Annotated in this window: 26 protein-coding genes and 1 pseudogene; 15 read left to right on the top strand and 12 right to left on the bottom strand. The window is 70.4% G+C overall.

Annotated features, from left to right (window positions below; genetic code table 11):
- Nucleotides 1–269: 269 nt before the first annotated feature.
- Nucleotides 270–2,069 (bottom strand): bifunctional metallophosphatase/5'-nucleotidase, encoded by a 1,800-nt coding sequence (locus OIC96_RS25720; protein ID WP_330305586.1) that lies wholly within the window; start codon nt 2,067–2,069, stop codon nt 270–272.
- Nucleotides 2,070–2,273: 204 nt separating this feature from the next.
- On the opposite strand from OIC96_RS25720, the gene mshD reads away from it, so the two are divergent.
- On the top strand, nt 2,274–3,200 hold the full coding sequence (mshD, locus tag OIC96_RS25715; RefSeq protein WP_330305587.1) for a mycothiol synthase: 927 nt from the start codon (nt 2,274–2,276) through the stop codon (nt 3,198–3,200).
- A 34-nt stretch (nt 3,201–3,234) separates the two neighbouring features.
- On the opposite strand, the gene OIC96_RS25710 is transcribed toward mshD, so the two are convergent.
- The 6 genes from OIC96_RS25710 to OIC96_RS25685 all read right to left on the bottom strand — a co-directional run bounded on the left by OIC96_RS25710 (nt 3,235) and on the right by OIC96_RS25685 (nt 8,462).
- Entirely contained in the window at nt 3,235–3,813 is a 579-nt protein-coding gene (locus OIC96_RS25710; RefSeq protein WP_330305588.1) for an LppU/SCO3897 family protein, read from the bottom strand.
- Nucleotides 3,814–3,846: 33 nt separating this feature from the next.
- Nucleotides 3,847–4,572, bottom strand: coding sequence for an ABC transporter (locus OIC96_RS25705; protein WP_330305589.1), 726 nt, complete (start codon nt 4,570–4,572; stop codon nt 3,847–3,849).
- Nucleotides 4,557–6,131 carry an ABC transporter permease gene (locus tag OIC96_RS25700; RefSeq protein WP_330305590.1) on the bottom strand — a complete coding sequence of 525 codons (1,575 nt, stop codon included), beginning with the start codon at nt 6,129–6,131 and terminating at the stop codon, nt 4,557–4,559. The genes OIC96_RS25705 and OIC96_RS25700 overlap by 16 nt, the downstream gene beginning before the upstream one ends.
- Nucleotides 6,128–6,988 carry an ABC transporter ATP-binding protein gene (locus tag OIC96_RS25695; RefSeq protein WP_330305591.1) on the bottom strand — a complete coding sequence of 287 codons (861 nt, stop codon included), beginning with the start codon at nt 6,986–6,988 and terminating at the stop codon, nt 6,128–6,130. Before OIC96_RS25695 ends, OIC96_RS25700 begins: the two co-directional genes overlap by 4 nt.
- A 62-nt stretch (nt 6,989–7,050) precedes the next feature.
- Nucleotides 7,051–7,905, bottom strand: a complete 855-nt coding sequence (locus OIC96_RS25690) for an anti-sigma factor family protein (protein WP_330310176.1) — start codon at nt 7,903–7,905, stop codon at nt 7,051–7,053.
- Nucleotides 7,906–7,919: 14 nt separating this feature from the next.
- Entirely contained in the window at nt 7,920–8,462 is a 543-nt protein-coding gene (locus tag OIC96_RS25685) for an RNA polymerase sigma factor (protein ID WP_330305592.1), read from the bottom strand.
- A gap of 156 nt (nt 8,463–8,618) precedes the next feature.
- Between OIC96_RS25685 and OIC96_RS25680 the strand changes: the two genes are divergently transcribed.
- The 12 genes and pseudogenes from OIC96_RS25680 to pstB all read left to right on the top strand — a co-directional run bounded on the left by OIC96_RS25680 (nt 8,619) and on the right by pstB (nt 21,286).
- Nucleotides 8,619–9,005, top strand: a complete 387-nt coding sequence (locus tag OIC96_RS25680) for a GntR family transcriptional regulator (protein WP_330310177.1) — start codon at nt 8,619–8,621, stop codon at nt 9,003–9,005.
- A pseudogene (locus tag OIC96_RS49915) lies at nt 8,906–9,499 on the top strand (ATP-binding cassette domain-containing protein); the annotation flags it as partial. The gene OIC96_RS25680 and the pseudogene OIC96_RS49915, both read left to right, overlap by 100 nt.
- Before the next feature lie 395 nt (nt 9,500–9,894).
- Nucleotides 9,895–10,923: an ABC transporter permease gene (locus OIC96_RS25670; protein ID WP_330305594.1), complete on the top strand. Its 1,029-nt coding sequence runs from the start codon at nt 9,895–9,897 to the stop codon at nt 10,921–10,923.
- Entirely contained in the window at nt 10,920–11,705 is a 786-nt protein-coding gene (locus tag OIC96_RS25665; protein ID WP_330305595.1) for an ABC transporter permease subunit, read from the top strand. Before OIC96_RS25670 ends, OIC96_RS25665 begins: the two co-directional genes overlap by 4 nt.
- A gap of 70 nt (nt 11,706–11,775) precedes the next feature.
- Nucleotides 11,776–12,783, top strand: coding sequence for a hypothetical protein (locus tag OIC96_RS25660; protein WP_330305596.1), 1,008 nt, complete (start codon nt 11,776–11,778; stop codon nt 12,781–12,783).
- 339 nt (nt 12,784–13,122) lie between these two features.
- Entirely contained in the window at nt 13,123–15,354 is a 2,232-nt protein-coding gene (locus OIC96_RS25655) for an RNA degradosome polyphosphate kinase (RefSeq protein ID WP_330305597.1), read from the top strand.
- Nucleotides 15,335–16,372 carry a CHAD domain-containing protein gene (locus tag OIC96_RS25650; RefSeq protein WP_330305598.1) on the top strand — a complete coding sequence of 346 codons (1,038 nt, stop codon included), beginning with the start codon at nt 15,335–15,337 and terminating at the stop codon, nt 16,370–16,372. Before OIC96_RS25655 ends, OIC96_RS25650 begins: the two co-directional genes overlap by 20 nt.
- Before the next feature lie 10 nt (nt 16,373–16,382).
- Entirely contained in the window at nt 16,383–16,796 is a 414-nt protein-coding gene (locus tag OIC96_RS25645) for an NUDIX hydrolase (protein ID WP_330305599.1), read from the top strand.
- Between the two features lie 355 nt (nt 16,797–17,151).
- A complete protein-coding gene (pstS, locus tag OIC96_RS25640; protein ID WP_330305600.1) occupies nt 17,152–18,279 on the top strand; it encodes a phosphate ABC transporter substrate-binding protein PstS in 1,128 nt (375 codons plus the stop codon).
- 107 nt (nt 18,280–18,386) lie between these two features.
- Nucleotides 18,387–19,394 (top strand): phosphate ABC transporter permease subunit PstC, encoded by a 1,008-nt coding sequence (gene pstC / locus OIC96_RS25635; RefSeq protein WP_330305601.1) that lies wholly within the window; start codon nt 18,387–18,389, stop codon nt 19,392–19,394.
- Nucleotides 19,391–20,461: a phosphate ABC transporter permease PstA gene (pstA, locus tag OIC96_RS25630; protein ID WP_330305602.1), complete on the top strand. Its 1,071-nt coding sequence runs from the start codon at nt 19,391–19,393 to the stop codon at nt 20,459–20,461. Before pstC ends, pstA begins: the two co-directional genes overlap by 4 nt.
- A 48-nt stretch (nt 20,462–20,509) precedes the next feature.
- Complete coding sequence (gene pstB / locus OIC96_RS25625; protein WP_330305603.1) at nt 20,510–21,286, top strand: phosphate ABC transporter ATP-binding protein PstB; 777 nt, start codon at nt 20,510–20,512, stop codon at nt 21,284–21,286.
- Nucleotides 21,287–21,404: 118 nt separating this feature from the next.
- Here the strand turns inward: pstB and OIC96_RS25620 are convergent, their stop codons facing one another.
- From OIC96_RS25620 to OIC96_RS25610, 3 genes are all read right to left on the bottom strand, one after another.
- Nucleotides 21,405–21,821 carry a hypothetical protein gene (locus OIC96_RS25620; RefSeq protein WP_330305604.1) on the bottom strand — a complete coding sequence of 139 codons (417 nt, stop codon included), beginning with the start codon at nt 21,819–21,821 and terminating at the stop codon, nt 21,405–21,407.
- Nucleotides 21,822–22,017: 196 nt separating this feature from the next.
- Nucleotides 22,018–23,016, bottom strand: coding sequence for an inorganic phosphate transporter (locus tag OIC96_RS25615; protein ID WP_330305605.1), 999 nt, complete (start codon nt 23,014–23,016; stop codon nt 22,018–22,020).
- 7 nt (nt 23,017–23,023) lie between these two features.
- Nucleotides 23,024–23,644 (bottom strand): DUF47 domain-containing protein, encoded by a 621-nt coding sequence (locus OIC96_RS25610; RefSeq protein ID WP_327429850.1) that lies wholly within the window; start codon nt 23,642–23,644, stop codon nt 23,024–23,026.
- A 215-nt stretch (nt 23,645–23,859) separates the two neighbouring features.
- Here OIC96_RS25610 and OIC96_RS25605 point away from each other — a divergent pair, with 215 nt between their 5' ends.
- Nucleotides 23,860–24,228 carry a metal-sensitive transcriptional regulator gene (locus OIC96_RS25605; protein ID WP_330305606.1) on the top strand — a complete coding sequence of 123 codons (369 nt, stop codon included), beginning with the start codon at nt 23,860–23,862 and terminating at the stop codon, nt 24,226–24,228.
- 139 nt (nt 24,229–24,367) lie between these two features.
- Here the strand turns inward: OIC96_RS25605 and OIC96_RS25600 are convergent, their stop codons facing one another.
- Together OIC96_RS25600 and OIC96_RS25595 are read right to left on the bottom strand one after the other, a co-directional pair.
- Nucleotides 24,368–24,556: a hypothetical protein gene (locus tag OIC96_RS25600; RefSeq protein WP_330305607.1), complete on the bottom strand. Its 189-nt coding sequence runs from the start codon at nt 24,554–24,556 to the stop codon at nt 24,368–24,370.
- 162 nt (nt 24,557–24,718) lie between these two features.
- Nucleotides 24,719–25,573 (bottom strand): hypothetical protein, encoded by an 855-nt coding sequence (locus OIC96_RS25595; protein WP_330305608.1) that lies wholly within the window; start codon nt 25,571–25,573, stop codon nt 24,719–24,721.
- A 119-nt stretch (nt 25,574–25,692) separates the two neighbouring features.
- On the opposite strand from OIC96_RS25595, the gene OIC96_RS25590 reads away from it, so the two are divergent.
- Nucleotides 25,693–25,863: a hypothetical protein gene (locus OIC96_RS25590; RefSeq protein ID WP_330305609.1), complete on the top strand. Its 171-nt coding sequence runs from the start codon at nt 25,693–25,695 to the stop codon at nt 25,861–25,863.
- Nucleotides 25,864–26,024 lie beyond the last annotated feature (161 nt).

The following is a 26,024-nucleotide window of genomic DNA, read 5'->3' as shown; positions in this document are numbered from 1 at the left end:
ACCGGAGACGGAAATCGCCAATTCCGCTTAGACCTCGATGAATTGCGCCTGAAACTGATTTTCAGACGGAGCATGGAACCAAACCCGCACTCACACAGAATTTATTACGGGCTTCACATGGAACTTACCGAGATCATTGCCAGGCTAATTCATTGCGCTCGGCTCCGGAAGGTTCGAGAAGACATGAGAAGACACGAGAAGGGGCCGGTGCGCATCGGTCCCCGCAGGGTGATGCGCACCGGCCCCTTTCGTGGCCTGCGAGTCGGGCGTCAGCGCACGACCGTGATCCGGTTCGCCGCCGGTACCGGATAAGGCGTCGTGGCCGACGAGTTGGCCGTCAGATACGCCTCGAAGGCCGCCAGGTCGTCGCCGCCGATGAGCATGTTCGTGCCCTTGCCGAGTTCGGCGAAGCCGTCGCCGCCGCCCGCGAGGAAGGAGTTCATCGCGACGCGGTAGCTGGCGGTGGGGTCGATGGCGGTGCCGTTGAGCTTGACCGAGCCGGCGACGACACGGGCCGCGCCCGACTGGGTGAGGTCCAGCGTGTAGGTCAGGCCGCTGGAGATCTGGAGGATCTTCGGGGCGGCCTCGTTCGAGCCGCTGACCTGCTGCTGGAGTGCGGTGATGACCTGGGCGCCGGTCAGGTCGACCAGGTTGACCGTGTTGGCGAAGGGCTGGACCGTGTAGGCCTCCCCGTACGTCACCACGCCGTCGCCCTCGCTGCCGCTCGCCGCGTAGGTGAGCCCGGCGCGGATGCCGCCCGGGTTCATCACCGCGAGGTCGGCCTCCGGGTCGAGGGACTTGGCGTACGCGAGCTGCGCGTCGGCGATCATGTCGCCGAGCGGGGACTCGGTGCCCGTGTTGCCGATCTCGCCCGCGATGTAGCCGATGGGGCGCGAGGCGATCGGGGCGGAGAGCGTCTTCCACTTGCTGATCAGGGCCGTCATGTCGGCGGCCTTCGCCACGTCACGGGTGACCACGTGGTTCGCGGACTTCACCGCCGTACGGGCGATGTCGCCGGTCCAGCGGTCGTACGTGAGGGTCGTGTCGGTGTAGAGCCGGCCGAAGGACGCCGCCGAGGTGACCATGCGGGGGTTGCCCGCCGGGTCGTTGATCGTGCACGCGTACGCCTGGTGGGTGTGGCCCGTCACCAGCGCGTCCACGGCCGGGGTGACGTTCTTCGCGATGTCGACGATCGGGCCGGAGATGCCGTCACCGGCGCCGGGGCTGTCGCAGTCGTAGTTGTACGCCGCCGACGCGGGCGCGCCGCCCTCGTGGATCAGCGCGACGATCGACTTCACGCCCTGGCGCTGGAGCACCTTGGCGTACTTGTTGATCGTCTCGACCTCGTCGCCGAACTTCAGTCCCTTGACGCCGTCGGCGGACACGATGTTCGGCGTGCCCTCCAGGGTGACGCCGATGAAGCCGACCTTGACGCCGTTCTTCTTCCACACCCAGTAGGGCTTGAGGATCGGCTTGCCGGTCTTCTCGTCGGTGACGTTCGCCGCGAGGTAGGGGAAGTTGGCGCCGGTGAACTTCTCGCTGTCGTCGTAACAGCCGTCCTTCGGGTGACAGCCGCCGTTCTGCAGCCGGGCCAGCTCCTTGGCGCCCTCGTCGAACTCATGGTTGCCGACGGAGGTGACATCCAGGTCGAGCTTGTTGAGCGCGTCGATCGTCGGCTCGTCGTGGAAGAGCCCGGAGATCAGCGGGGAGGCGCCGACCATGTCACCGGCGGCGGCCGTGATCGAGTACTTGTTGTCCTTGCGGGCCTCGCGCAGATGCGTGGCGAGGTATTCGACGCCGCCCGCGTCGACCGTCTTCGTCGTGCCGTCCGCCTGGAGCTCCGTGACCCGGCCCGAGGAGCCGGTCGGCGGCTCCAGGTTGCCGTGCAGGTCGTTGAAGGACAGCAGTTGCACGTCCTGGTAGCGGCCGCTGCCCTGGTGGTGCAGGGGCGTCGCCTTGTCCTGACCCGCGCTCGCGGGCATCGCCGCGGCCAGCGCACCGACGGTGGCCAGACCGGCGGCGGCCGCGAGAAGGCGATGGGTGTGTCTGTGCCGTGACGTCTGCGGCATGGTTCCCCCCAGTGGGAGCAGTCGGAGTTGTCGGAGCCTCGGAGCCCTCGGAGCCGTGTCAGCTGTGGGACGGCTGTGGCTGCCGCATGGCTTTGCCCGCACTTTAGATTCAACGCGCGTAGCGCAACAGGGGGGTCGCGGTTACCAGTTGGTTGCCACCGGGGTCACTTCACCATGAAACGGGCAGGCCGTACCCTCATAGCCATGACCAGCGACGACACCGCACCCCCCGGCCTCTCCCGCGCCATCGAGACCTACACCGCGCTCTCCCCGGCCCAGGCCGAGGACGTGCTCCGGCTGCTCGCGGAGGCCGCCCGGGCCGATGGGCAGCAGGCGGTGTCCGAGCAGGGGCGGCTCCAGCTGAAGGGCGGGGCCCGCGAAGGCGTACGCCATCTGCTGCTGACCCTCGGCGACACGCTGATCGGATACGCGCAGCTGGAGGACACCGACCCGGTCGAGGCCCCGGCCGCCGAGCTGGTCGTCCACCCGGCGGTCCGCGGACACGGGCACGGCCGGGCGCTGGGCTCGGCGCTGCTCGCCGAGTCCGGCAAGCGGCTGCGGGTGTGGGCGCACGGCGGGCACTCCGCCGCCCGGCACCTCGCGCAGGTCCTCGGGCTCACCCTCTTCCGCGAACTGCGGCAGATGCGGCGGCCGTTGGCGGGCCTCGACCTGCCCGAGCCGAAGCTCCCGGACGGGGTGCACGTCCGCGCCTTCGTGCCCGGACGGGACGACGCCGCCTGGCTCGCGGTGAACGCCGAGGCCTTCGCCCACCACCCCGAGCAGGGCTCCCTCACCCAGCGCGACCTGGACGACCGGATGGCCGAGCCGTGGTTCGACCCGTCCGGCTTCTTCCTCGCCTGGCGCGGCGGCGAACTCCTCGGCTTCCACTGGACCAAGGTCCACGCCGCGGAGGGGCTCGGCGAGGTGTACGTCCTCGGCGTCCGCCCCGGCGCCCAGGGCGGCGGCCTCGGCAAGGCCCTCACCACGATCGGGCTGCGCCACCTCGCCGCCCAGGCCCTGCCCACCGCGATGCTCTACGTCGACGCCGACAACAAGGCGGCGGTGACCGTGTACGAGCGCCTCGGCTTCGTCACCCACGAGACGGACCTGATGTACCGGACGGAGTCCTGACCGCCGCCACCGCGTCGATCACTGGGCCGCTCGGCTACTTGCTGATTTCGGACAGGCACATCGTGAGCAGCGTCGTGCTCCGGCGGGTCTTGGTGTACTTGAGCTGACCGTCCTCGCACTCGCTCGTCGAGCCGGTCTTCTCCACCTTGTAGGCCGCCGCGCTGCTGGTGCAGTCGACGACCTCCAGGTCCGGGCTGCTCTCGGTGCCGTTGTTCTTCATGCAGTCGCCGACCTCGGCGCTGAAGTCGCTGTTGCTGGTGTCGGTGCTGGGCTTGTAGGGCTCGTCGCTCTTCGTGAAGTAGTAGACGCCCGCGCCGATCAGCGCGATCACGAACACGACGGCCTTGAACTGCGGCGACCGCGAGTTGAACGCGGGCCGCTGCCGCCCGGGCGGCGGCCCCGCCGGCGCCGGGTGCTGCTGGTACGGCGGCTGCCCATAGGGCGGCTGGCCCTGGTAGGGCTGCTGGGGCGGATACGGCTGCTGCTGCCCGTACTGCGGAGGCGGCTGCTGCTGCCCGTACTGCTGCTGGGGCGGATACGGCCCCTGAGGCCCGGGATAGGGCTGCTGGCCATAGGAGTTGTAGCCACCCTGGGGCGGCGGAGGCGTGGACATTCAGGTCCCCCTTGAGCGCGTGCTCACGTCAAGTCAACGATGAGCAAAGGAGGTTACCCTCCACCGCTGTGTGGGTTCCGCCATGCGGCACACGACGACCAGCGCCGCCACGGCCAGGATCCCCGCCCACCGCTGGTGCGCGGCGTCCCAGCGCGGGTCGGTCACCGCCACGAACAGCTCCCAGCGGTCGGGGAGCAGCAGGGCCGCGCCGAGTGCGGTGCCCACCAGCCCCGAGGAGATGGCGATCCCCGGTTCGGCGGTCTCCGTGTACCGCACGGCCAGGGTCGCGGCGGCCAGGGTGAGCACGGCGGTGGCCGCCGCCTCCAGGGTGACCGCGCCGACCGGGGGCCGGCCCTGCTCCGGTACGAGGAGCAGCGCGGCCGTCCACCACAGCGCCGCGAGCGGGGCGACGAGCGCCATCCGCAGCCCGGTCCGCATGGGGCGCCGGGCCGGCACCGCGGCGGTGGTGTTCCGGGCCGGGTCGTCCAGCAGGAACGCAAGGCCCAGCCCGAAGGCGAGCGCGGCGGCCCGCAGCACGCTGAGGCAGAGCCATCCGTCGTCCGGGGCGGAGAACATCCGCGGGACACCGGCCAGCAGCAGCCCCAGGACGGCGCCCGTGGCGAGGGCCCTGCGCGGCAGGGTGCGCCACACCGGTCGCGCGAGGGCGCGGATCAGGGCGTACGGGCGCCGCGTGGCCGGCGTACGCTCCGGGGCCGGTGTGCCCGGCCCGGAGGCTTCGCCCGTCACTGCTGTCCGCACGAGTCACCGTCCGATGCCGAGCCGTTGGCCTTCGCGCCGGCCGGGACCCCGAGCAGCTCGGCCACCTGTGCCGTGGACGTCTTCGGGGACGTGAGCTCCGCCCAGTGGGCCTTCACCTTGGGGACGACGCTGTAGCGGGACTTCTCCAGCAGCTCCCGGACGACGCGGGTCTGCTCGGCGCTCAGGGACAGGCCGTTGGTCGGGGTCAGCACCAGACCGGCGCCCTTGACACTGTCGTCCAGGCGGACGTTCTTGAACGCCTTCATCGGGTCGGGCAGCGCGCCCAGCGCCAGCCAGACGGTGGTCACCGCGCGGCCGCCGCAGATCTCGCCGCCGGACTTCTCGTCGCCCGCCACCAGGACCGAGGCGACGCCGACCGCGAACTCCGGGACGCGGTTGCCGCCCCAGCGTGTGCCGACCGTCACGGTGGCCGGGGTGGTGGCCGAGGGGAGCGCCGAGTCGCTGGTCAGGCCGTAGCGGGCGTCGATCCGCTGCCGTACGGTGATCCGTTCGCCTCCGGCGCTGCCGCCCGCGAGGGACTGGACGCGGTCGGCGATCCCGGCCCAGTCGGCGGTGCGGCCGGTCCATTCGGGGAAGGCGCAGTACGTCGACCTGCCGTGCTCGACGCAGGACTGCACCTTCTGCGGGCTGACGGACGCCTTCGTGCGGGCCGCGAGAAGCGCCGCCGAATCGCCCGGCGACTGGCCCACGACGCCCGCGGCGGTGGCAGCGAGCGCGAGGGCGGTGACCGCCTTGACCGCGCGGGTACGACCGCCGCCCAGCAGCACGGCGAGGCACAGCAGCAGCACCACGAGCCCGGTCAGATACAGCGCGTGCCAGGCGGCCGGCCGGCCCAGCAGTTCGGACGGGAAGGGGTCGGCGCCCACTTCGGAGACGGTCGGCCACAGCCACTCCTCCCAGCGCGCGCCACCGGAGGCCGACGAGGCCAGGGTGCCCAGGGCGGCGACGCCGACGACGAAGAGCGGGGCGGCGAACGAGTTGCGGATCAGCCGCGCGGACAGCACGCCGAGGACGCCGGACAGAAGCACCATCAGCGGACCCACGGCCAGTTCGGCCAGTGATCCGTGGCCGACGGCACCCGGCTTCAGCGCGGCCCAGGTGAACTCGAAGGCGACCACGAGTGCGGTGAGCACGGCGCAGGGCACGACGGACAGCCCGTGCGCCACCGTACGCCGCCACGGCTCCATGACCAGGACGTCGAAGTGCCGGTCCGTGTCGCGCCGGCGGGAGCGCAGCACGGCCCGGTTGACGCAGACGAAGATCGCGACGGCCAGGAGAAACGGACCGCTCTGGGTGCCCCGGTCGACGTTCTGGAGGACCGGGTAGTCGTCCATGCCGTCCCGGCCGGAGAACAGCTGCCAGCCGGTGTAGCCGACGTACAGCAGGAAGAAGACGAACACCGGGATCTGCAGGAACAGTTCTCGGGCCTCGAAGCGGGCGAGGGCGAGGACGGCGGCCCTCCTGGACGTTCCGGCCGGAGCGGGCGGCTCCACCCCCGTGGGGGCCGTCTCCATGACCGTGTGCGTGGTGGCGCTCATGCCGCCACCTCCGCGGGCTCGCCGTCGAGGGTGAGCAAGTAGCCGTCCTCCAGGGTCGGTTCGACGAGGTCGGCGCCCTCGGGCGGATCGCCGACATTGCGGAAGCTGCCCGTGCCGGTGCGCCAGCCGGCCCGCGCGCCCGGGTCGCGTTCCGTGCTGCTCCACACCCGGCCGGCCGCCCGCGCGGTCAGTTCGGCCGGAGTGCCGTCGAAGCGGACCCGGCCGCTCGTCATGACGATCACGCGGTGGCAGAGCATCGCCACGTCCTCGGTCTGGTGGGTGGAGAGCAGTACCGTCCGCCCCTCGCCCGCCTGCGCGATCAACTCGCGGAAGCGCATGCGCTGTTCGGGGTCCAGGCCCACGGTCGGCTCGTCCAGGACGAGGAAGCCGGGGTCGCCGACCAGCGCGGCGGCCAGCGCGACCCGCTGGCGCATGCCGCCGGACAGCTTCTTGATGCGCTTGCTCCGGACGTCGGAGAGGTCGACGGCCTCCAGGACGCGCCGTACCTCCTGGTGCCGGGCGGTGCGGTTCGTCATCTCCTTCAGGATCGCCACGTAGTCGACGAACTCGAAGGCGGAGAAGTCGTGGTGGAAGCCGGGCGTCTGCGGCAGATAGCCGAGCACGCGCCGGACGTCGAGGCGTCCCGCCGTCGTGCTCGGGTCGTGCCCGAGGACCGTGAAGGCACCCCGGTCGGCGGGCACGGCGGTGGCGAGCACCCGCAACAGGGTGGTCTTGCCGGCGCCGTTGGGTCCGAGCAGTCCGGTGACGCCCTCACGCAGCCGCACGGAGACGTCGTCGAGCGCGACGGTCCCCCCGAAGCGGAGGCTCAGGCCGGAGGCGGAGACAGTGGGGGTCATACGAGTGGGGCTCCTGTCGGAGGAGGAGTGGTGGTGGTCGGGGACGGGGGCGGGGGCGGCGCTCACGCGGCACCCCCGCCGGAGAAGGGCCCGTACGCCGTCGAGGAGTCGAACCGGTCCCGTGCGAGATAGAGGAGACCGGCGGCCAGGGCGGCGACCGCCGCGGCGACCGTCTGGCCCGTCGCGGTGAACGGCGCGAGTGTCGCGCCGGACGCGGTCCTCGCGTGGGCCGCCGCCAGCAGCGCGACCCAGGCCCCGCCGACCAGGGAGGGCGCGAGGACCGGGCCGAGACGGGCGGTCAGCGCGAGGCCGGTGCCGGTGAGGGCGAGGGCGGGCAGCAGCCAGGCCAGGGCGTGCAGGCCGTACGAGGGGAGGGCGAGGGTCGCGAGACCGTTCAGCCCGAGGCCCACCGTCAGGACCGCGACCGTGCGGATCATCAGCAGGCGGAAGCCGTGGGTCGGCGTGACGGCCGTCATCTCGTACGTCGGGTCGAGGGCGGGCCCGAACGACAGCGCGACGCCGGCGAGCGGGAGCAGCGGTGCGAGGGCCAGGAACAGGGTGGGAGTGGCCGACGTCCGCATGGAGTAGGACGCCAGCACGGTCATCAGCAGGACGACGGCGACCGCCCCGAGCCAGGAGGCGCGCAGTACGGGGGTGGCCGTCAGCAGCCGCGCGGTGTGGTCGGCGACGCCGATCCGCACCAGCAGGGCCTCGACCAGGCCGGGCCGCGGCGCGTCCAGCTCGGCGTCGAGCCGCTCCCAGCCCGCGTCCAGCGCGACCGGGTCGCTCACCTCGGCCAGGGCCGCCCGGCACCGCGCGCAGGAGGCGAGGTGGGTGTCGGCGGACCACAGCCGGGGAGCCGCCAACTCGCCCCGCACGTAAGCCTGGAGGTCTTCCTCCGGCACATGCCATGTCATACGCGTGTCGTCGCTCATGCCAACTCCTCCCGCAGCTGCTTGCGTGCACGCAGGGCGCGCGTCTTGACCGTGCCCGGCGGGATGCCGAGCAGGACGGCCGCTTCCCGGGTGCTGAGTCCGTCGATCACCGTGGCCTGGAGAACCGCCCGCAGTTCGGGCGACAGACGGGTCAACGCGCCCGCGAGGTCGCCGTGTTCGACGCCGGCCAGGACGCGCTCCTCGGCCGAGGCCTCGTCGCGGTGGCGGAGCCGGGCCAGCGCCTGCCGCATGCGGCCGCGCGCGCCGTCGCCGCGCAGGCTGTCGATGAGCCGGCGCGAGCCGATGCGCCACAGCCAGCCGGCCGCGTCACCCTCCTCGCGGTAGCGGGCGGTGCCGCGCCAGACCGCGAGGAACGTCTCCTGTACGACGTCGTCGACGACCCCGGCGTCCGCGCACCGGCCGCGCAGCCGCGCGGTCAGCCATGGCGCGTACCGCCGGTACAGCTCTTCGAAGGCGCGACGGTCCCCGTCCGCCGCGATGGCCCGCAGCAGCTCCCCGTCGCTTCTTGTTTCCCTCACAACCCCTCATCGGACGAGCCCCACCGATCGGTTCACGGACCGGCACACAAAATCTCCGGCCCACAGAATCTCGCTCTTGACGATCTCGCTCTTGACGCCGGGCACCATCTTGCATCACCCTTTCACTACTCAATTAGTGAAAGGGTGGTTGTCCGAGTGGTCGAGTACCGCATCGACCGGCGCAGCGGCGTCGCCACCTACGTCCAGATCGTCCAGCAGACCAAACAGGCCCTGCGCCTGGGCCTGCTGGAGCCGGGCGACAAGCTCCCCACGGCCCGCGAGGTCGTGGAAGCCACCGCCATCAATCCGAACACCGTCCTCAAGGCCTACCGCGAGCTGGAGCGGGAGGGCCTGGTCGAGGCCAGACGCGGCCTCGGCACGTTCGTGCGCCGCAGCCTCAGCACCACTCCCGCCGACTCGCCCCTGCGCACCGAACTCGACGCATGGGCGGAACGGGCCCGGGCGTCCGGTCTCGGCCGGGACGACATCGCCGCACTCTTCACCGCCGTACTCGAAAAGCACTTCCAAGGAGAACCTTCATGACAGGCACCGCCGCGATAGAGGCCGCCGCACTCGGCATGCGGTTCGGCCGGCGGGGAGGGTGGGCGCTGCGCGACTGCACCTTCCGGCTGCCCGCCGGGCGCGTCTGCGCCGTGGTCGGGCCCAACGGTGCGGGCAAGTCCACGCTCCTCGCGCTGGCCGCCGGTCTGCTGGCCCCCACCGAGGGCTCGATCGCCGTCCTGGGGAAGGTGCCGGGCGCGGCACGCGAGCGGGTGGGGTTCGTCGCCCAGGACAAGCCGCTGTACCCGCAGCTCACGGTCGCCGAGACGCTGCGCATGGGCGCCGACCTCAACACCGACCGCTGGGACGCGGCCACCGCCGAGCGCATCGTGGCCGGCGGCGACCTGAACCCGAAGTCCCGCATCCGCACGCTCTCGGGCGGCCAGCGCACCCGCGTCGCCCTCGCCCTCGCACTGGCCAAGCGACCCGAACTGCTGCTCCTGGACGAGCCGATGGCCGACCTGGACCCGCTGGCCCGGCACGAGATGATGGGGCTCCTCATGGCGCAGGCCGCCCAGTTCGGCACCACGATCGTGATGTCCTCGCACGTGGTCGCCGAACTGGAGGACTCCTGCGACCACCTGCTGCTGATCGGCGGGGGCCGCGTCCAACTGGCCGGCGAGATCGACGAGTTGCTCGAAGCCCACGCCCGTGTGTCCGCTCCCGCGCAGACCGCCCTCGGCCCGCACACCGTCGTCGAGTCCCGCACCAACGGCCGCCAGCTCACCGCGCTGATCCGCCCGGCGGGCCCGCTCGCCCCCGACTGGCAGGCCGGCCCGCCCTCCCTGGAGGAGCTGGTCCTCTCCTATCTCCGCAACCCGCAGGCCACCGCCTCCGCCCCCGCCCCCGCCAAGACCCAGGAGCCCGCCGCGTGACCACCCTCGCCACTCCCGCGCCCACGTCCACCGGGCGCTCGTCCGGCGCGCCGAGCCTGGTCCGCTGGCTGCTGCGGCTGCACCGACCGGCGCTGCTCGTCTGGGTGGCACTCGTGATCGTCGTCGGCGCCCTCCTGCTGTGGGTCGGCGGCCCGCTCACCGACGCGTCGGCCGAGGGCTGGAAGCAGTACAACGCCTGCAAGTCGGTTTTCACCTGCCCGCACGACACCGAGTCGATCGGCCGTTACAAGGACTGGTACAACTACGCGACTTTCGCCGTCCTCGCCGTCCCGTTCCTGGCCGCCGCCTGGTCCGGCGCCTCCCTCATCGGCCGCGAGATGGAGAACGGCACCGCCCACCTGGTCTGGGCCCAGTCCGTCACCCCGGCCCGCTGGCTCGCCACCAAGCTCGCCGTCCCGGCCGTACTGGTCACCGCGGGCTCCGGACTGCTGGTGGGGCTGCACCACTGGGCCTGGTCGAACGGCCAGGGCCGCATATCCACCGCCCAGCCCTGGTACGCCGACGGGACCTACGCCGCCAACGGCACGATCGTCGTCGCCCTGGCCCTGGCGGGCCTGGCAGCCGGCGCCCTCATAGGCGTGTACCGGCGCGATTCCCTGGGCTCGCTCATCGGCTCGGTGTCCGCCACGGGCTTCCTCTGGGGCGCCGTCACGCTGGCCATGCCCAACCTCTGGCCCGCCGTCACCAGGATCACCAGCCTCAAGCACGACCACGCCCTGGGCACGGGCCCCACGCTCTCGGAGGGCCTCGTCACCTCCACCGGCGCCCGCATCACCGACCCGTACTGCGGCCCCATCACCGACTCGGACTGCCGGGCCGTCTACACCAAGCTCGACGCGGTCAGCTACTACAAGGTCTACCACCCCGAGTCCCACTACTGGCCCCTCCAGCTGACCGCGACCGCGATCATCCTCGCCGTCACCGCCGCCCTCACCGTGGCCGCCTTCCAACTCCTCAAGCACCGGACCGGTTCGGCACCCGCCCGCAAGGAGACCTCCGCATGACCGCCCTCGCGACCGCCGGCCCGGCGACCCGACCGCAGCGCGCCGTCCTGCGGCTGCACCGCCCCGCCCTGATCGTCTGGGGCGCGTTCCTGCTGCTCGCCATCGGCGACCTGCTCTGGCTCCATCTGTTCCGGGCACCCGCCGAACGGACGTCAATGGCCTGCGACTTCGAGATCACCGACTGCTCCGGAGGGCCCGGGTACCAGGCCTTCACCGACGTCAACAACGTCATGAACTTCACCGGTGAGGTCGTCAGCCGCGTCTCCATCGTCGTCGCCGCCTGGGCGGGCGCCGCGCTCATCGGCCGCGAGCTGGAGACCGGTACCGCCCGCCTCGCCTGGACGCAGGGCGTCTCCCCGGCCCGGTGGCTGACCGCCAAGCTCACCGGGGCGGCACTGCCGCTGACCGCCGGAACCACCCTGCTGACCCTGGTCTTCGCCTGGGTCTGGACCGCCGACCAGGACGTGCTGGTCGCCAACTGGTCCTACGCCCGCTTCCTCGTCTCCGACGGCCCGCTGGCCGTGGCCCTCGTCCTCACCGCCCTCGCCGTCGGCGCCCTCGCGGGCGTGGCCATCGGCCGCGCACTTCCCGCCCTCGCGGTGGCCGCCGTGGCCGCCTACGCGCTGCGCTGGTTCTTCGGCGACAAGTGGGACAACATCTGGCCCGCCCGCCACTACTGGCCGGTCCAGATCACCAGCACTGTCCTGCTGCTCCTGATCGCCGCCCTCGCCACCGTCCTCACATTCCGCCTGCTGGCCCGCCGCACGGAGTCCCGCTCATGACCGCCCTCGCCGCCGACACCCCGGCGACCGGCGCCGCGACCGCCACCGCCGCACACAAGGAGCCCGCCGCATGACCGCAGCGACCGCCGCGCCGCAGCTCGCCCGGCGCACCCTCCCGTTCGTCCCGCGCCGCACGGCCCGCGCGGTACTGCGGGTGCACCGCATCGCGCTGTGGGCCTGGTGGGCGCTGGTCGCGGCGGCCTCGGCCGGCCTGCTGTGGGCGTACTGGCTCGGCACCGATGCCGTACGGGAGGTGAGCCACAGGGTGTCCTCGTGCGCCGCCGACACCTCGTGCGTGGACTCCGCGCTCGACAGCCCGACGTACGAGTTCTACGACACGGTCACCTCGCTGGCCACCTCCGCCGTGGCCTACCTGCCCTACCTCGTCGCCGCCTGGGCGGGCGCCACCCTGGTCGCCCGTGAGCTGGAGAGCGGCACGTCCGCGCTCGCCTGGACGCAGTCCGTCACGCCCGTACGCTGGCTCGCGGCCAAGCTCGCCGTCCCGGCCGCGCTCGTCACCGCCGGCACGAGCGTGCTGGTGCTGCTGCACCGCCTGATGTGGAGCGACGCGCGGGACATCCTCGGCCAGGACTGGTACCTGTCGGACGCCTACCGCTCCAACGGGCCGGTCGCCGTCGGCGCCGCCCTGTGCGCCCTCGCCGTGGGCGCCCTCGCGGGCCTCCTGGTCCGCCGTACGCTGCCCGCGCTGGGGCTGGCCGTCGTCGTCACCCTGGCCGTACAGAACCTCGGCGACCTCTACCGGGACAGCCTGTGGCCTACGGTCACCGTCACCGGATCGGCCGCCTCCAACCTCCCCAGCACCGCGCTCCAGCTCGAACACGGCGTGGTCCTCACCTCCGGCAAGCGGATCGGCAACAACCTGGCCTGCGTCGACAACGACACGGCCGTCGACCTCAAGCGGTGCATGAGCAAGAACGGCATCTCCGACCTCTGGGCCACCTACCACCCGCAGTCCCACTTCTGGCCCCTCCAGCTGGTGGAGACCGGCATCCTGCTCGCCGCCGCCGCACTCGCCACCGCCGCCGCCTTCTGGCTGCTGCGCCGCCGTACCGCCTGAAAAAGCACAGACATGTACGCATCCCACGGGGTGGGCGCGTACGAGGCTCCCGGGCGTGTCCTGGACGGATGTCCGTTCATGTAGACGTCCGGGAGCCGCCCCCCGCTATCCCGCACGTCATGTCGCCGTAACCATCGATTCAGACGACCTTGCGACGCTCAACCAATGAAGCCCGCCGTGCCCGAGCCTTCGCCTCCGCCGGAGAACGAGTCCTCGCCGACGACGGGGAGTGAGCGTATGCCAGCGATCCGGAACCGGAATGGGAACTTCCGCATCGCCGCGCTGCCGCTTGCCCTCTCCGACGCGCCGGTCTCGCCCTCAGCGCGGAAGAATGGGTCCATGAACCAGCCCAGCGCCCAGGCACCGGTCCAGCACCCCCAGCCGTCCGTCGGCTCCATAGCCGCTCACCGCCCGCACACCGTGTCGGCGGTGGCCTCCGATCTCGAGCCCGACCTCGACGCCGACCTCGACACGTACGAGGACACGGTGCAGGACGGCATCACCTTGCCGCAGGGCCGCTTCCTGGACCGCGAGCGCAGCTGGCTCGCGTTCAACGAGCGGGTTCTGGAGCTCGCCGAGGACCCGAACACGCCCCTCCTGGAGCGCGCCAACTTCCTGGCGATCTTCGCCAGCAACCTGGACGAGTTCTTCATGGTCCGGGTGGCGGGCCTGAAGCGCCGTATCGCGACCGGCGTGGCCACGAAGTCCGCCTCCGGGCTCCAGCCCCGTGAGGTCCTGGAGATGATCTGGGCCCGTTCCCGCGAGCTCATGGCCCGGCACGCGGCCTGCTACCAGGAGGACGTCGCCCCCGCGCTCGCGGAGGAGGGCGTCCACCTGGTCCGCTGGAGCGAGCTGACCGAGAAGGAGCAGGCCCGCCTCTTCACCCTGTTCCGGCACCAGATCTTCCCGGTCCTCACCCCGCTGGCGGTCGACCCCGCGCACCCCTTCCCGTACATATCCGGCCTGTCCCTGAACCTGGCCGTCGTCGTACGCAACCCGGTCAGCGGCCACCGCCACTTCGCGCGCGTCAAGGTCCCGCCGCTGCTCTCCCGCTTCCTGGAGGCCTCGCCGAACCGTTACGTCCCCATCGAGGATGTGATCGCGGCCCACCTGGAGGAGCTGTTCCCGGGCATGGAGGTGTTGGAGCACCACACCTTCCGGCTCACTCGGAACGAGGACCTGGAGGTCGAGGAGGACGACGCCGAGAACCTGCTCCAGGCGCTGGAGAAGGAGCTCATGCGGCGCCGCTTCGGGCCGCCGGTGCGCCTGGAGGTCGAGGAGTCCATCGACCGGTACGTCCTCGATCTCCTCGTACGCGAGCTGAAGATCTCCGAGGCGGAGGTGTACCCGCTGCCGGGTCCCCTGGACCTCACGGGCCTCTTCGGCATCGGCTCCCTCGACCGGCCCGAGCTGAAGTACCCGAAGTTCATCGCGGGCACCCACCGCGACCTCGCGGAGGTCGAGTCGGCGTCCGCGCCCGACATCTTCGCCGCCCTGCGCGAACGGGACGTCCTCCTCCACCACCCGTACGACTCCTTCTCCACCTCCGTCCAGGCGTTCTTGGAGCAGGCGGCGCTGGACCCCGACGTCCTCGCCATCAAGCAGACCCTGTACCGGACTTCGGGCGACTCGCCGATCGTCGACGCGCTGATAGACGCCGCCGAGTCCGGCAAGCAGGTCCTCGTCCTGGTCGAGATCAAGGCCCGCTTCGACGAGCAGGCCAACATCAAGTGGGCCAGGAAGCTCGAAGAGTCCGGCTGCCATGTCGTGTACGGCCTGGTCGGTCTGAAGACCCACTGCAAGCTGTCGCTCGTCGTACGGCAGGAGGGCGACACCCTGCGCCGCTACTCCCACGTCGGCACGGGCAACTACCACCCGAAGACGGCCCGGCTGTACGAGGACCTCGGCCTGCTCACCGCCGATCAGCAGGTCGGCGCGGACCTCTCCGACCTCTTCAACCGGCTGTCGGGCTACTCGCGCCGCGAGACCTACCGCCGTCTCCTCGTCGCCCCCAAGTCCCTGCGCGACGGCCTGATCTCGCGGATCAACAAGGAAGTACAGCACCACCTCGCCGGACGCCCCGCCCATGTCCGTATCAAGGTCAACTCCATGGTGGACGAGGCCCTCATCGACTCGCTGTACCGCGCGTCCCAGGCCGGGGTACCGGTCGACGTGTGGGTGCGCGGCATCTGCGCGGTACGCCCCGGCGTCACGGGCCTGTCCGAAAACATTCGGGTCCGCTCCGTCCTCGGCCGCTTCCTCGAACACTCCCGGGTCTTCGGCTTCGGCAACGGCGGCGAGCCCGAGGTGTGGATCGGCAGCGCCGACATGATGCACCGCAACCTCGACCGGCGGATCGAGGCCCTGGTCAGGGTCACCGACCCGGCTCATCGCGCCGCCCTCAACCGGCTGCTCGAGACCGGCATGTCCGACACCACCGCATCCTGGCACCTGGGCCCCGACGGCGAGTGGACGCGGCACGCGACCGACGCGGATGGCCAGCCCCTGCGGAACGTCCAGGAGATGCTCATAGACGCCCGGAGGCGCCGGCGTGGCACAGCAGCACCTTGATCCCCCCACCGACCCCACGGCCGGGCCGGTCACCAGTGATGCCCTCGCGGGCTATCTGCGGGCCCAGGCCACGGAGTTCCTCCGTTCGCTGCGCCAGCACCGGGAGACCGGCGCCGGTGCGGCGAGCGGATCGGCCGAGTCGGTCGCCGCTGCGCGCGCCCTGCGCCGCTCGGCCCGCCGCATCAGCGGCAGCCTCCACACCTTCCGGCCCCTGCTGGACACGGACTGGTCGGAGGGCATGCGCCCCGAACTGGCCTGGCTGTCCGGCACGCTGGCCCGGGAACACGCGTACGGCGCCCGCCTGGAGCGACTGCTCGGCGCGCTGAACCGGCTGTCGGGCTCGGCCGCCCTCCCCGTCCAGGCCGCCGGCGCGAACGCGCACCCGGCCCCCAAGGGCAATCTCACCGTCGGCGCGGCGAAGGCGGGCGCCCTCCTCGACCGCCAGCTGACCCTCGCCCGCACCCGGGCCCACTCCGCGGCCCTCCAGGCGCTGGGTTCCTCCCGTTTCCACGCCGTCGCCGACAGCGTCGCCGTCCTCGCCAGCGAGGTCCCGCTGACCCCGGCGGCGCCCGCGACCGACCTGCGCCCGCTGGCCGCCGCCGCGGCGGACCGCCTCACCGACGCCGTCAGCGCGCTGCCCCTGGTCACCGCGGGCCACCCCTACAACGCGGAGGCCCTCGTACACGGCCTCTCCGCCGACACCGCGCCGCAGCCCCAGGACACCCCCTGGCACCAGGTCCGCCTGCTGCTGCGGCTGCACCGCTACGCCCGCGAACTCATGTACGGCGACGAGTGCCCCACCGACGTACGACTCCTCGCCGCGGGCCAGGCCCTCAACCGGCACCGGGACGCGGCGGAGGCGGCATCGGCCGCGGCTTCGGCGGCCCGCACCCCGCGGATCGCCCCGGCGACGGCGTACGCGCTCGGTGTACTCCACGCCGACCAGCGGCACGAGGTGGAGGCGGCACGGTTCGCGTTCCAGCAGGCATGGCAGAAGGAAGCGGTTCGCACCCTCTGAGGGAGGCCCGATGGCCGACGACACCATCCAGGCGGCGGGCTGCGTCCTGTGGCGCCGCTCCCCGGTCGACGGCGAGCTGGAGATCTGCCTCGTCCACCGCCCGAAGTACGACGACTGGTCCCACCCCAAGGGCAAACTGAAACGCGCCGAGGACCACCTCACGGGCGCGCTCCGCGAGGTGGAGGAGGAGACGGGCTACACCGCCACTCCAGGAGCAGCCCTCCCCACCCTCCACTACGTCGTCGCCGGCCGCCCCAAGGAAGTCCACTACTGGGCAGCCGAAGCGACAACGGGCCACTTCACCCCGAACCGCGAGGTCGACCGCGTCCTCTGGCTGTCTCCCCCAGCGGCCCGCAACCGCCTGACCCAGCCGAGGGACCGCGACCTAATAGTGTCGCTTTTGAGCACATTCCACCTGACCTGAGCACAACCGCGCCCCGAAAGGGGCGCGGGGCTGTGACATCTGCGGCTCCGCCGCGGGGCGCGCCCAGCCACAGACAACCCGCACGTAACGCAAACCTCACCCCCACGTCACCCCCCGGCCCCACTCAACGGAATGCCCCCGTGTCCTAGACGTGAGCGTTCCGTTACCTCACCGCACCGACCGCAGGGGTTCACCCTCCGTTCACTTACGGCCATCAGCGGCTTCACCTGATCTGCCTAATTTCGGCCTTACACGGTGCGGAGAACGTCCTGGACGTCTCCTCCGCATTGCGGACCGCTCTACACAGACCTCGCACGCCGCCACCAGACGGCGGCTCCTGGAAGGAACTCCCGAAGTGAAGCTTCAGCGCATGAACCGGCGGGCCCTCACCCTCGGTGCTCTCGCCGTCTCCGGCGCCCTGGCCCTCACGGCGTGCGGCTCTGACGACACCAGCGGCGGCACCAAGTCGACCACGGGTGCCACCGCCAAGGCCGGCAACATCGACTGTGGATCCGCCAAGGGCCAGCTCCTCGCCAACGGTTCGTCCGCCCAGGCCAACGCCATCCAGGCGTGGACCAAGGCCTACACGACCGAGTGCAAGGACGTGCAGATCAACTACAAGCCCGAGGGTTCCGGTGCCGGTGTCACCGCGTTCCTCCAGGGCCAGGTCGCCTTCGCCGGTTCGGACTCCGCGCTGAAGCCCGAAGAGGTCACGCAGTCGAAGTCGGTCTGCAAGAACAGCCAGGCCATCGACCTCCCGATGGTGGGCGGCCCGATCGCGATCGGCTACAACGTCCCGGGTGTCGACAACCTGGTCCTGGACGCGCCGACCCTCGCGAAGATCTTCGACAGCAAGATCAAGACGTGGGACGACGCCGCGATCAAGAAGCTGAACCCCGACGCGAAGCTTCCCAGCACCAAGATCCAGGCGTTCCACCGCTCGGACGACTCCGGCACCACGGACAACCTCACCAAGTACCTGATCGCCGCCGCGCCCGACAACTGGAAGTACTCGGGCGGCAAGGCCTGGCAGGCCGAGGGCGGCCAGTCCGCTCAGGGCTCCTCCGGCCTGGCTCAGCAGGTCAAGCAGACCGCGGGCGCGATCTCGTACTTCGAGCTCTCCTACGCCAAGGACGGCATCAACACCGCCGCCCTGGACACGGGCGCCTCCGCCCCGGTCAAGGCCACGATCGACAACGCCACCGCGGCCATCTCCGCGGCCAAGGTCGTCGGCACCGGCAAGGACCTCTCCCTCAAGCTGGACTACACGACCAAGGCCGAGGGCGCCTACCCGATCACCCTGGTCACGTACGAGATCGTCTGCGAGAAGGGCAACAAGGCGGACACCCTGCCCGCCGTCAAGTCCTTCCTCACCTACACCGCGAGCCAGGACGGCCAGGACTCCCTGAAGGCCCTGGACTACGCCCCGATCCCGACCGAGATCAACGCCAAGGTCCGCGAGACCGTCGCGAACCTGAGCTGACCCAGCGTGCGGCTCACTCCCTGACGGGGGTGGGCCGCACCGTCCGGTGCACCGCCGCCTGGAGTCGAGGGACAATCTCCCAAGGCTCCGCAGACCGGAGAACCCCAATGGACATATCTACGCAATCATCTGCTCCCCCCACCCCTTCGGGCCGGCCGACCCCGGCGAAGCCGAAGCGCGCGGCCCGAGGCGCCACCCGCCCGGGCGACCGGATCTTCCTCGGCCTGTCCCGGGGCTCCGGCATCCTGCTGCTGGTGATCATGGCCGCCATCGCGGCGTTCCTCACCTACCGCGCGTCCCTGGTCCTCACCAAGAACGAGGGCAACTTCCTCACGACGTTCGAGTGGAACGCCAACAACACCCCGCCGGTCTTCGGCATCGCGGTCCTCGCCTTCGGCACGATCATCTCCTCGATCATCGCCATGGCCATCGCGGTCCCGATCGCGGTGGGCATCGCGCTGTTCATCACGCACTACGCCCCGCGCAAGCTCGGCGGCACCATCGCGTACGTCGTGGACCTGCTGGCCGCCGTACCGTCCATCGTGTACGGCCTGTGGGGCGCACTCTTCCTGGTGCCGAACCTCACCGGCTTCTACAGCTGGCTCAACGACTACTTCGGCTGGACCGGCTTCCTCTCCTGGCAGGAGGGCGCCCCGCGCACCCTGCTCGCCGTCGGCATCCTGCTGGCGATCATGATTCTGCCGATCGTCACCAACGTCAGCCGTGAGGTCTTCCGGCAGGCGCCCCTGATGCACCAGGAAGCCGCCCTCGCGCTCGGCGCCACCCGCTGGGAGGTCATCCGCATGTCGGTGATCCCCTTCGGCCGCTCCGGAGTGATCTCCGCCTCGATGCTGGGCCTCGGCCGAGCCCTCGGCGAGACGATGGCCGTCGCCACCGTCCTGTCCCCCAGCTTCGAGATCAACGCCAGCCTGCTCGACCCGGGCGGCGGCACCTTCGCCCAGAACATCGCCGCCAAGTTCAGCGAGGCGAGCGAGCAGGGCCGTGACGCGCTCATCGCCTCCGGTCTGGTGCTCTTCGTCATCACGCTGCTGGTGAACGGCGCGGCCCGCGCGATCATCGCCCGCCGCAAGGAGTACTCGGGGGCCAACGCATGAGCCACGCAACCGCCACCGCACCCGCCCCGCGCCCCAGCACCCTGCGCGGCGCCACGCTGCCCAAGTGGTCTGCGTGGGCGATCGCCGGCGGCTCCACCGCCGTCGCCGTGGGCATCGGTCTGGGCTTCGGCCTCAGCAGCAAGGTCCAGTGGGGCCTGATCGCCGCACTCCTCTTCGTCCTCGGTACGTACGTCATCGCCGCCAAGGTCGAGGGCCGCCGCCAGGCGAAGGACCGCGTCGCGACCAGCATCGTCTGGGTCTCCTTCATCCTTGCCGTGATCCCGCTGGCGTCGCTCATCTGGACGACCGTCAGCAAGGGCCTGAAGGTCCTCGACTTCTACTTCCTGACCCACTCCATGGGCATGACCGCCGACACCGAGGCCGGTGGCGGCATCTACCACGCCATCATCGGCACCCTGGAGCAGGTCGGCCTCGCCACCGTGATCTCCGTGCCGATCGGCCTGCTCACCGCGATCTACCTGGTCGAATACGGCCGGGGCACGCTCGCCAAGGCGGTCACTTTCTTCGTCGACGTCATGACGGGCATCCCGTCGATCGTCGCGGGCCTGTTCATCCTCAGCTTCTGGATCCTGATCCTCGGCTTCGGCTACTCCGGCTTCGCCGGGGCGATGGCCCTGTCCATCCTGATGATCCCGGTCGTGGTCCGCTCCACCGAGGAGATGCTCAAGCTCGTCCCGAACGAGCTGCGCGAGGCATCGCTCGCGCTGGGCGTCCCGAAGTGGCGCACCATCCTCAAGGTCGTCCTGCCGACGTCGCTCGGCGGCATCACGACCGGTGTGATGCTGGCCGTCGCCCGTATCGCCGGTGAGACCGCGCCCGTGCTGCTCCTCGTCTGGGGCAACCCGCTCATCAACACGGACCCGTTCAACGGCCCGCAGTCCTCGCTCCCGCTGTACATCTACCAGCAGTACCAGAACAGCGGCGGCAGCCCGGCGGCGTACGACCGGGCCTGGGCGGCGGCGCTCGTCCTCATCGCCTTCATCATGATCCTCAATCTGGCGGCCCGCGGCATCGCCCGCTGGAAGGCCCCGAAGACCGGTCGCTGACGCGGCCACTCAGCGACTGATCCGGAATCTGGAAGCGAAGTAACCACCATGGCCAAGCGAATCGACGTAAGCGGACTCACCGCCTACTACAGCGCCCACAAGGCGATCGAAGACATCTCCATGACGGTCGAGCCCCGCTCGGTGACGGCCTTCATCGGCCCCTCCGGCTGCGGCAAGTCGACCTTCCTGCGCACCCTCAACCGCATGCACGAGGTCACCCCCGGTGGCCGCGTCGAGGGCAAGGTGCTGCTGGACGACGAGGACCTGTACGGGAACGGGATCGACCCCGTCGCCGTGCGCCGCACGATCGGCATGGTCTTCCAGCGCCCCAACCCCTTCCCCACGATGTCGATCTTCGACAACGTGGCGGCGGGCCTCAGGCTGAACGGCTCCTACAAGAAGTCCGAGCTCAGCGAGATCGTCGAGAAGTCCCTCAAGGGCGCGAACCTCTGGAACGAGGTCAAGGACCGACTGAACAAGCCGGGTTCGGGTCTGTCGGGCGGCCAGCAGCAGCGTCTGTGCATCGCCCGCGCGATCGCGGTGGAGCCCCAGGTCCTGCTGATGGACGAGCCCTGCTCGGCCCTGGACCCGATCTCCACCCTCGCCATCGAGGACCTGATCGGTGAGCTCAAGGAGCGCTTCACGATCGTCATCGTGACGCACAACATGCAGCAGGCCGCCCGCGTCTCCGACCGCACCGCGTTCTTCAACCTGTCCGCGGTCGGCCAGCCCGGCCGCCTCATCGAGATCGACGACACGGAGCGCATCTTCTCCAACCCGTCGGTCCAGGCGACCGAGGACTACATCTCGGGTCGCTTCGGCTGACCGAGCCGTCCCACAAGAACCCCTCGCGGTGCTGCATGGCGGTGCCACCGCGAGGACGAGAAGGGCCCGCCCCTGGCTCCCGGGGGCGGGCCCGCTCGTTGTTTCGGCCGGACAGTCCCTAGAGGGGGCTACCGGCGTACTGCCTGTCCCAGGCGCTGCACGTGGTCTCCTTCACGTCACCGTCGTCCCGGAGACAGACCTGGATGTACACGTACGACGTCTCGGAGACGTTGTGGTCCTCGTACACGCACTCGCCGTAACCGTTGCCGTCGTAGATCTTGTGCTCGTCCCCGCTGGCGCCGACCTTCCAGTAGCCGATGACGCCGGCGCCGTCCTTCCAGTTGTCGCAGACCGAGAAGTGGTCGCCGTAGCTCTCGAAGTACATGGATCCGGCCCAGTCGACGTACGGGCCCGACGCGACGGTGTCGACACTGGCTTTCGCGGCCGACGCGGGAGACGCCGCGTAGAGGAGCAGGCCCGTGAGAGCCGACGCCACCCCTGCCCCGGACATGAGGTGACGACGAAGTTTGGACATGGGGGACCCCCACCCTTGGGTACGGCGACCTCGCCGCATGGCGCGTTCTATTCGAACGCTTGAGCCCCAGAAGCTAGCAGCGGCCCCGGTGGCGGTAAGCGGTTTCCGCGGAAGTGGCTGCGCATTCACAGGAATGGCCCGCTCCGGAAGCCGGAGCGGGCCATTCACTGGTGCGGCGGGAGTGCCGGCGGGAGTACTACAGGAACGCCAGATTCACGACCCAGAAGCTGAGGGCGGCCACCAGTCCCGCCGCCGGCATGGTGATGAACCAGCCCATGACGATGTTCTTGGCGACACCCCAGCGGACGGCGTTCAGGCGCTTGGTCGCGCCGACGCCCATGATCGCGGAGGTGATGACGTGGGTCGTGGAGATCGGCGCCTTGAAGATGTACGCCGTGGCGAACATGATCGACGCACCGGTCGTCTCGGCGGCGAACCCCTGCGGCGGGTCGAGCTCGATGATCTTGCGTCCGAGCGTCCGCATGATCCGCCACCCACCCGCGTACGTACCGAGGGACAGCATCGCCGCGCAGACGATCTTCACCCAGACCGGGATCGGATCGCCCTGCTTCTGGACGTCTCCGATGACCAGGGCCATCACCACGATGCCCATCGTCTTCTGCGCGTCCTGAAGACCGTGACCGAGCGCCATGCCGGCCGCGGACACCGTCTGCGCGATACGGAAACCGCGCTTGGTCTTGTGCGGGTTGGACCGCCGGAACAGCCACATGATCGCGGCCATCACGAGGTAACCGACGAGCAGACCGACGACCGGCGACAGGAACATCGGGATGACGACCTTGTCGAGGACACCGGACCAGTACACCGTCGTACCGCCCGCCAGCGCCGCGCCCACCATGCCACCGAACAGGGCGTGCGAGGACGAGGACGGCAGACCGAAGTACCAGGTGATGAGGTTCCAGGTGATCGCGCCGATCAGCGCGGCGAAGAGGATGCCCATCCCCTTGGAACCCTCGGGCGTCTCGATCAGCCCCTCGCTGACCGTCTTGGCGACACCGCTGCCGAGGAAGGCACCGGCGAGGTTCATCACCGCGGCCATGGCGAGCGCCGCCCGCGGGGTCAGCGCCCGCGTGGACACCGACGTGGCGATCGCGTTCGCCGAGTCGTGAAAGCCGTTCGTGTACGTGAATCCGAGCGCGACCCCAATGGTCACGATCAACGCAAAGGTGTCCATGAAGGGGTCAGGACTCCTTGACCGCGATGGTCTCCACCGTGTTGGCCACGTGCTCGAAGGCGTCCGCCGCCTCCTCCAGTACATCCACGATCTGCTTGAGCTTCAGCACGTCCATGGCGTCGTACTTGCCATTGAAGAGATGGGCGAGCAGCTTGCGGTGGATCTGGTCGGCCTGGTTCTCCAGGCGGTTGACCTCGATCCAGTACTCGGTGAGGTTGTCCATGGTCCGCAGGTTCGGCATGGCCTCGGCGGTCAGCTCGGCCGCGCGCGCCAGCACCTCGATCTGCTGCTCCACGCCCTTGGGGAGTTCCTCGACCTGGTAGAGGACGACCAGGTCGACGGCCTCCTCCATGAAGTCCATGATGTCGTCGAGGGACGAGGCCAGGTTGTAGATGTCCTCGCGGTCGAACGGCGTGATGAACGAGGAGTTCAACTGGTGGAAGATCGCGTGCGTGGCATCGTCACCGGCGTGTTCCGCGGCCCGCATACGCTCTGCGATCTCGGCCCGGCCGGCGGTGTCCGCCCCGAGCAGTTCCATGAGGAGTTTCGAGCCCGTGACGATGTTGTCCGCGGATGCGGAGAACATGTCGTAGAAGCTCGTCTCCCTGGGGGTCAGACGAAAGCGCACGTTGGGGTCCTCGGGGTGCTTCGGTTCGGTCAGGCTGATGCTAGGCGCATCATCCGGCCACGGCTAATGGGCCGTCCCCCAGTGTCGCCCATCGGGCACAGTGATCAGCACAGGGTCCGGCCCCGCCATTGGGCAAGGGCCCTATACCCAGCAAAGTTCGATACCATATACCCACTAGGGGTATCAGTTAGCGGTTCAGTCAGCGGGAGGACGCGATGACGACCACCGAGGCCGGCGCGACGACGCCCTCCGGCGAAACCCAGGAAGCCGCACCGCAGATCGTGACCGACCACGACCGCGGTGTCCACGGCTACCACAAGCAGAAGGACGAGCACCTCAAGCGCCTGCGCCGCATCGAGGGCCAGATCCGCGGTCTGCAGCGGATGGTCGACGAGGACGTCTACTGCATCGACATACTCACCCAGGTCTCCGCCTCCACGAAGGCCCTCCAGTCCTTCGCCCTCCAGCTCCTGGAGGAGCACCTGCGCCACTGCGTCGCGGACGCGGCGGTCAAGGGCGGCGACGAGATCGACGCGAAGGTCGAAGAGGCGACGAAGGCGATCGGCCGGCTGCTGCGCACGTGAGCGGTACGGGTCGCCCCGCACGTGTGCGGTATATGACTACGCGAGCGGTATGTGAGCACGTGAGCGGTACATGAGCACGTGAGGCGTGGCGGGGGCCGGGCCACGCCCGGGCTTGAAGGGCAAGGGAGCGGGAGCAGTCCTACTCCTCCTCCGCACCCCGCTCATCAGCACGCTCTTCAGCCACTTTCAGCACCTCGTCGATGCTCTCAAGACTGAGCCGGTCCTCATGGGCGGCCGAGGCCGCGATGATCAGGTCGCCGCACAGCTCGATCTCGGCGAGGGCCACGTGGTCGTGAACTGCCGTACCGCCGACCGGAGCCACGTGCATTCACCTCTTCCTGCCGTCACCGACTTCCTAGGGTAGGGAGCGGCCTACACACCGCGCATGGCACGGAAGGGCCATTTCCGGCCCCCCAACTCCTCCTAGGGCCCGCTCCCCCCGGCAGCCACCGTCCGACTACGGCTCGGCTACTGCTCGACCATTGCTCGGCTACTGCTCGGCGATCTTCCCGGCGAAGATGTCCCCGGAATCCGGAAGCCGTACGTCGGCGGGGACCCCGAAGTCGTACAGCAAGGTCGTCGAGGCGACCGCGACGGTGCCCTTCTGCTGCCCGTTCACGAAGCTGAACCGGTGGCGGACCTTGCGCAGCCGCCCCTGGTCGTCGAGGTAGGCGTCGAACGGCACTTCGGCGGTGGCGAACCCTTTCGCCGCCGCCTTGAGCGCCAACCGCTGCCCCTTGGACGCACTGCGGGCGGCAACGTGCAGATCGGCGGTCCCGCGATAGTGCCGCACCGGGGTCCCGGCCACCTCCGTCTTCCCCACATACGTCGCCGTCCGCGTCCCCCGCAGCAACTCGGCCGCGGCGAACGGATCGGTGGCGCCACCGGTGACGAGGTTCCCGTCCGAGAGACCGGCCGTGTCGACGCGGACCCACTTGTCGGCGGGGACGCCGGCCCCACGGTTCTTCATGAACAGGGCGCCCGGGGCGAGGAGTTCGGTGATCGGCCGATGCTCGTCGGCGCCCGCCGGATCCTGCGGCAGCAGCACCTTGAACCGCCCCATCTGGTCCTTGAAGTCGTACACGCCCTCACCGCGGATGGTGACCCGGGTCCCGCCGGTGGCCATCTCCATGGACGTACGGGCCTTCGCGCTGCCGGCGCGCTCCAGCGTGGCCGCCGCGCTGTGCAGCACCGCGACGGACTCGGCACCGGCACGGCCGCTCTCGGCGGCGGCCCCACCACCGGAGCACCCCGCGCCACACACCATCACCCCGGCCACCAAGGCCGCGACGACGACCAGGCCAGCCCGCCCTTCCTCCTGCGCCTGCCCCACCTGCGCCACCATCGTCTGCCGACCCCCAGCCGGTCCGTCCCGGGCCCTCCCTGTCGTTCCGGTTAACGACGAGTAGGGGCGCTCGTCACGCGGTGGCATCCCGTTCACTTGCCTTGGGTAACGTTGTTGGCGTGGCACAGCAGGACGAGACCAACTCTGCCCCGGAACACCGCACAACGACGGTCGAACAGGGCCGCTTCTGCGTAGCCCGCTGCACCTGCGGCTGGCGAGGCCCGGCCCGCAGAGCCCGCAGCATGGCCCGCACGGACGCGGAGGGCCACGGCGACAGCCCGATCGCGTAATGGGGCTCCGCCCCAGACCCCGTTCGGTTGTGTTTTGACTGCGGGTGAGTGGGGGCTGGGCGCGCAGTTCCCCGCGCCCCTTAAAGGCGCCTGGGGTGGGCCGGCGGTTGTTTAGGGGCGCGGGGAACTGCGCGACAAGCCCCCACTCACCCGCAGCCGAC

The sequence above is a fragment of the Streptomyces sp. NBC_00775 genome (assembly GCF_036347135.1).
GTDB classification, from domain to species: Bacteria; Actinomycetota; Actinomycetes; order Streptomycetales; family Streptomycetaceae; genus Streptomyces; species Streptomyces lutosisoli.
Note: the sequence above shows the minus strand (reverse complement) of the source record. Positions and strands in the feature narration are given on the sequence as shown.

Coding starts and splice junctions, on each gene's coding strand:
- OIC96_RS25720 (WP_330305586.1), bottom strand. CDS start 2,069: ATGCCGCAGACGTCACGGCACAGACACACCCATCGCCTTCTCGCGGCC.
- mshD (WP_330305587.1), top strand. CDS start 2,274: ATGACCAGCGACGACACCGCACCCCCCGGCCTCTCCCGCGCCATCGAG.
- OIC96_RS25710 (WP_330305588.1), bottom strand. CDS start 3,813: ATGTCCACGCCTCCGCCGCCCCAGGGTGGCTACAACTCCTATGGCCAG.
- OIC96_RS25700 (WP_330305590.1), bottom strand. CDS start 6,131: ATGAGCGCCACCACGCACACGGTCATGGAGACGGCCCCCACGGGGGTG.
- OIC96_RS25695 (WP_330305591.1), bottom strand. CDS start 6,988: ATGACCCCCACTGTCTCCGCCTCCGGCCTGAGCCTCCGCTTCGGGGGG.
- OIC96_RS25690 (WP_330310176.1), bottom strand. CDS start 7,905: ATGACATGGCATGTGCCGGAGGAAGACCTCCAGGCTTACGTGCGGGGC.
- OIC96_RS25665 (WP_330305595.1), top strand. CDS start 10,920: ATGACCGCCCTCGCGACCGCCGGCCCGGCGACCCGACCGCAGCGCGCC.
- OIC96_RS25660 (WP_330305596.1), top strand. CDS start 11,776: ATGACCGCAGCGACCGCCGCGCCGCAGCTCGCCCGGCGCACCCTCCCG.
- OIC96_RS25655 (WP_330305597.1), top strand. CDS start 13,123: ATGAACCAGCCCAGCGCCCAGGCACCGGTCCAGCACCCCCAGCCGTCC.
- OIC96_RS25645 (WP_330305599.1), top strand. CDS start 16,383: ATGGCCGACGACACCATCCAGGCGGCGGGCTGCGTCCTGTGGCGCCGC.
- pstC (WP_330305601.1), top strand. CDS start 18,387: ATGGACATATCTACGCAATCATCTGCTCCCCCCACCCCTTCGGGCCGG.
- pstA (WP_330305602.1), top strand. CDS start 19,391: ATGAGCCACGCAACCGCCACCGCACCCGCCCCGCGCCCCAGCACCCTG.
- pstB (WP_330305603.1), top strand. CDS start 20,510: ATGGCCAAGCGAATCGACGTAAGCGGACTCACCGCCTACTACAGCGCC.
- OIC96_RS25620 (WP_330305604.1), bottom strand. CDS start 21,821: ATGTCCAAACTTCGTCGTCACCTCATGTCCGGGGCAGGGGTGGCGTCG.
- OIC96_RS25615 (WP_330305605.1), bottom strand. CDS start 23,016: ATGGACACCTTTGCGTTGATCGTGACCATTGGGGTCGCGCTCGGATTC.
- OIC96_RS25605 (WP_330305606.1), top strand. CDS start 23,860: ATGACGACCACCGAGGCCGGCGCGACGACGCCCTCCGGCGAAACCCAG.
- OIC96_RS25600 (WP_330305607.1), bottom strand. CDS start 24,556: ATGCACGTGGCTCCGGTCGGCGGTACGGCAGTTCACGACCACGTGGCC.
- OIC96_RS25595 (WP_330305608.1), bottom strand. CDS start 25,573: ATGGTGGCGCAGGTGGGGCAGGCGCAGGAGGAAGGGCGGGCTGGCCTG.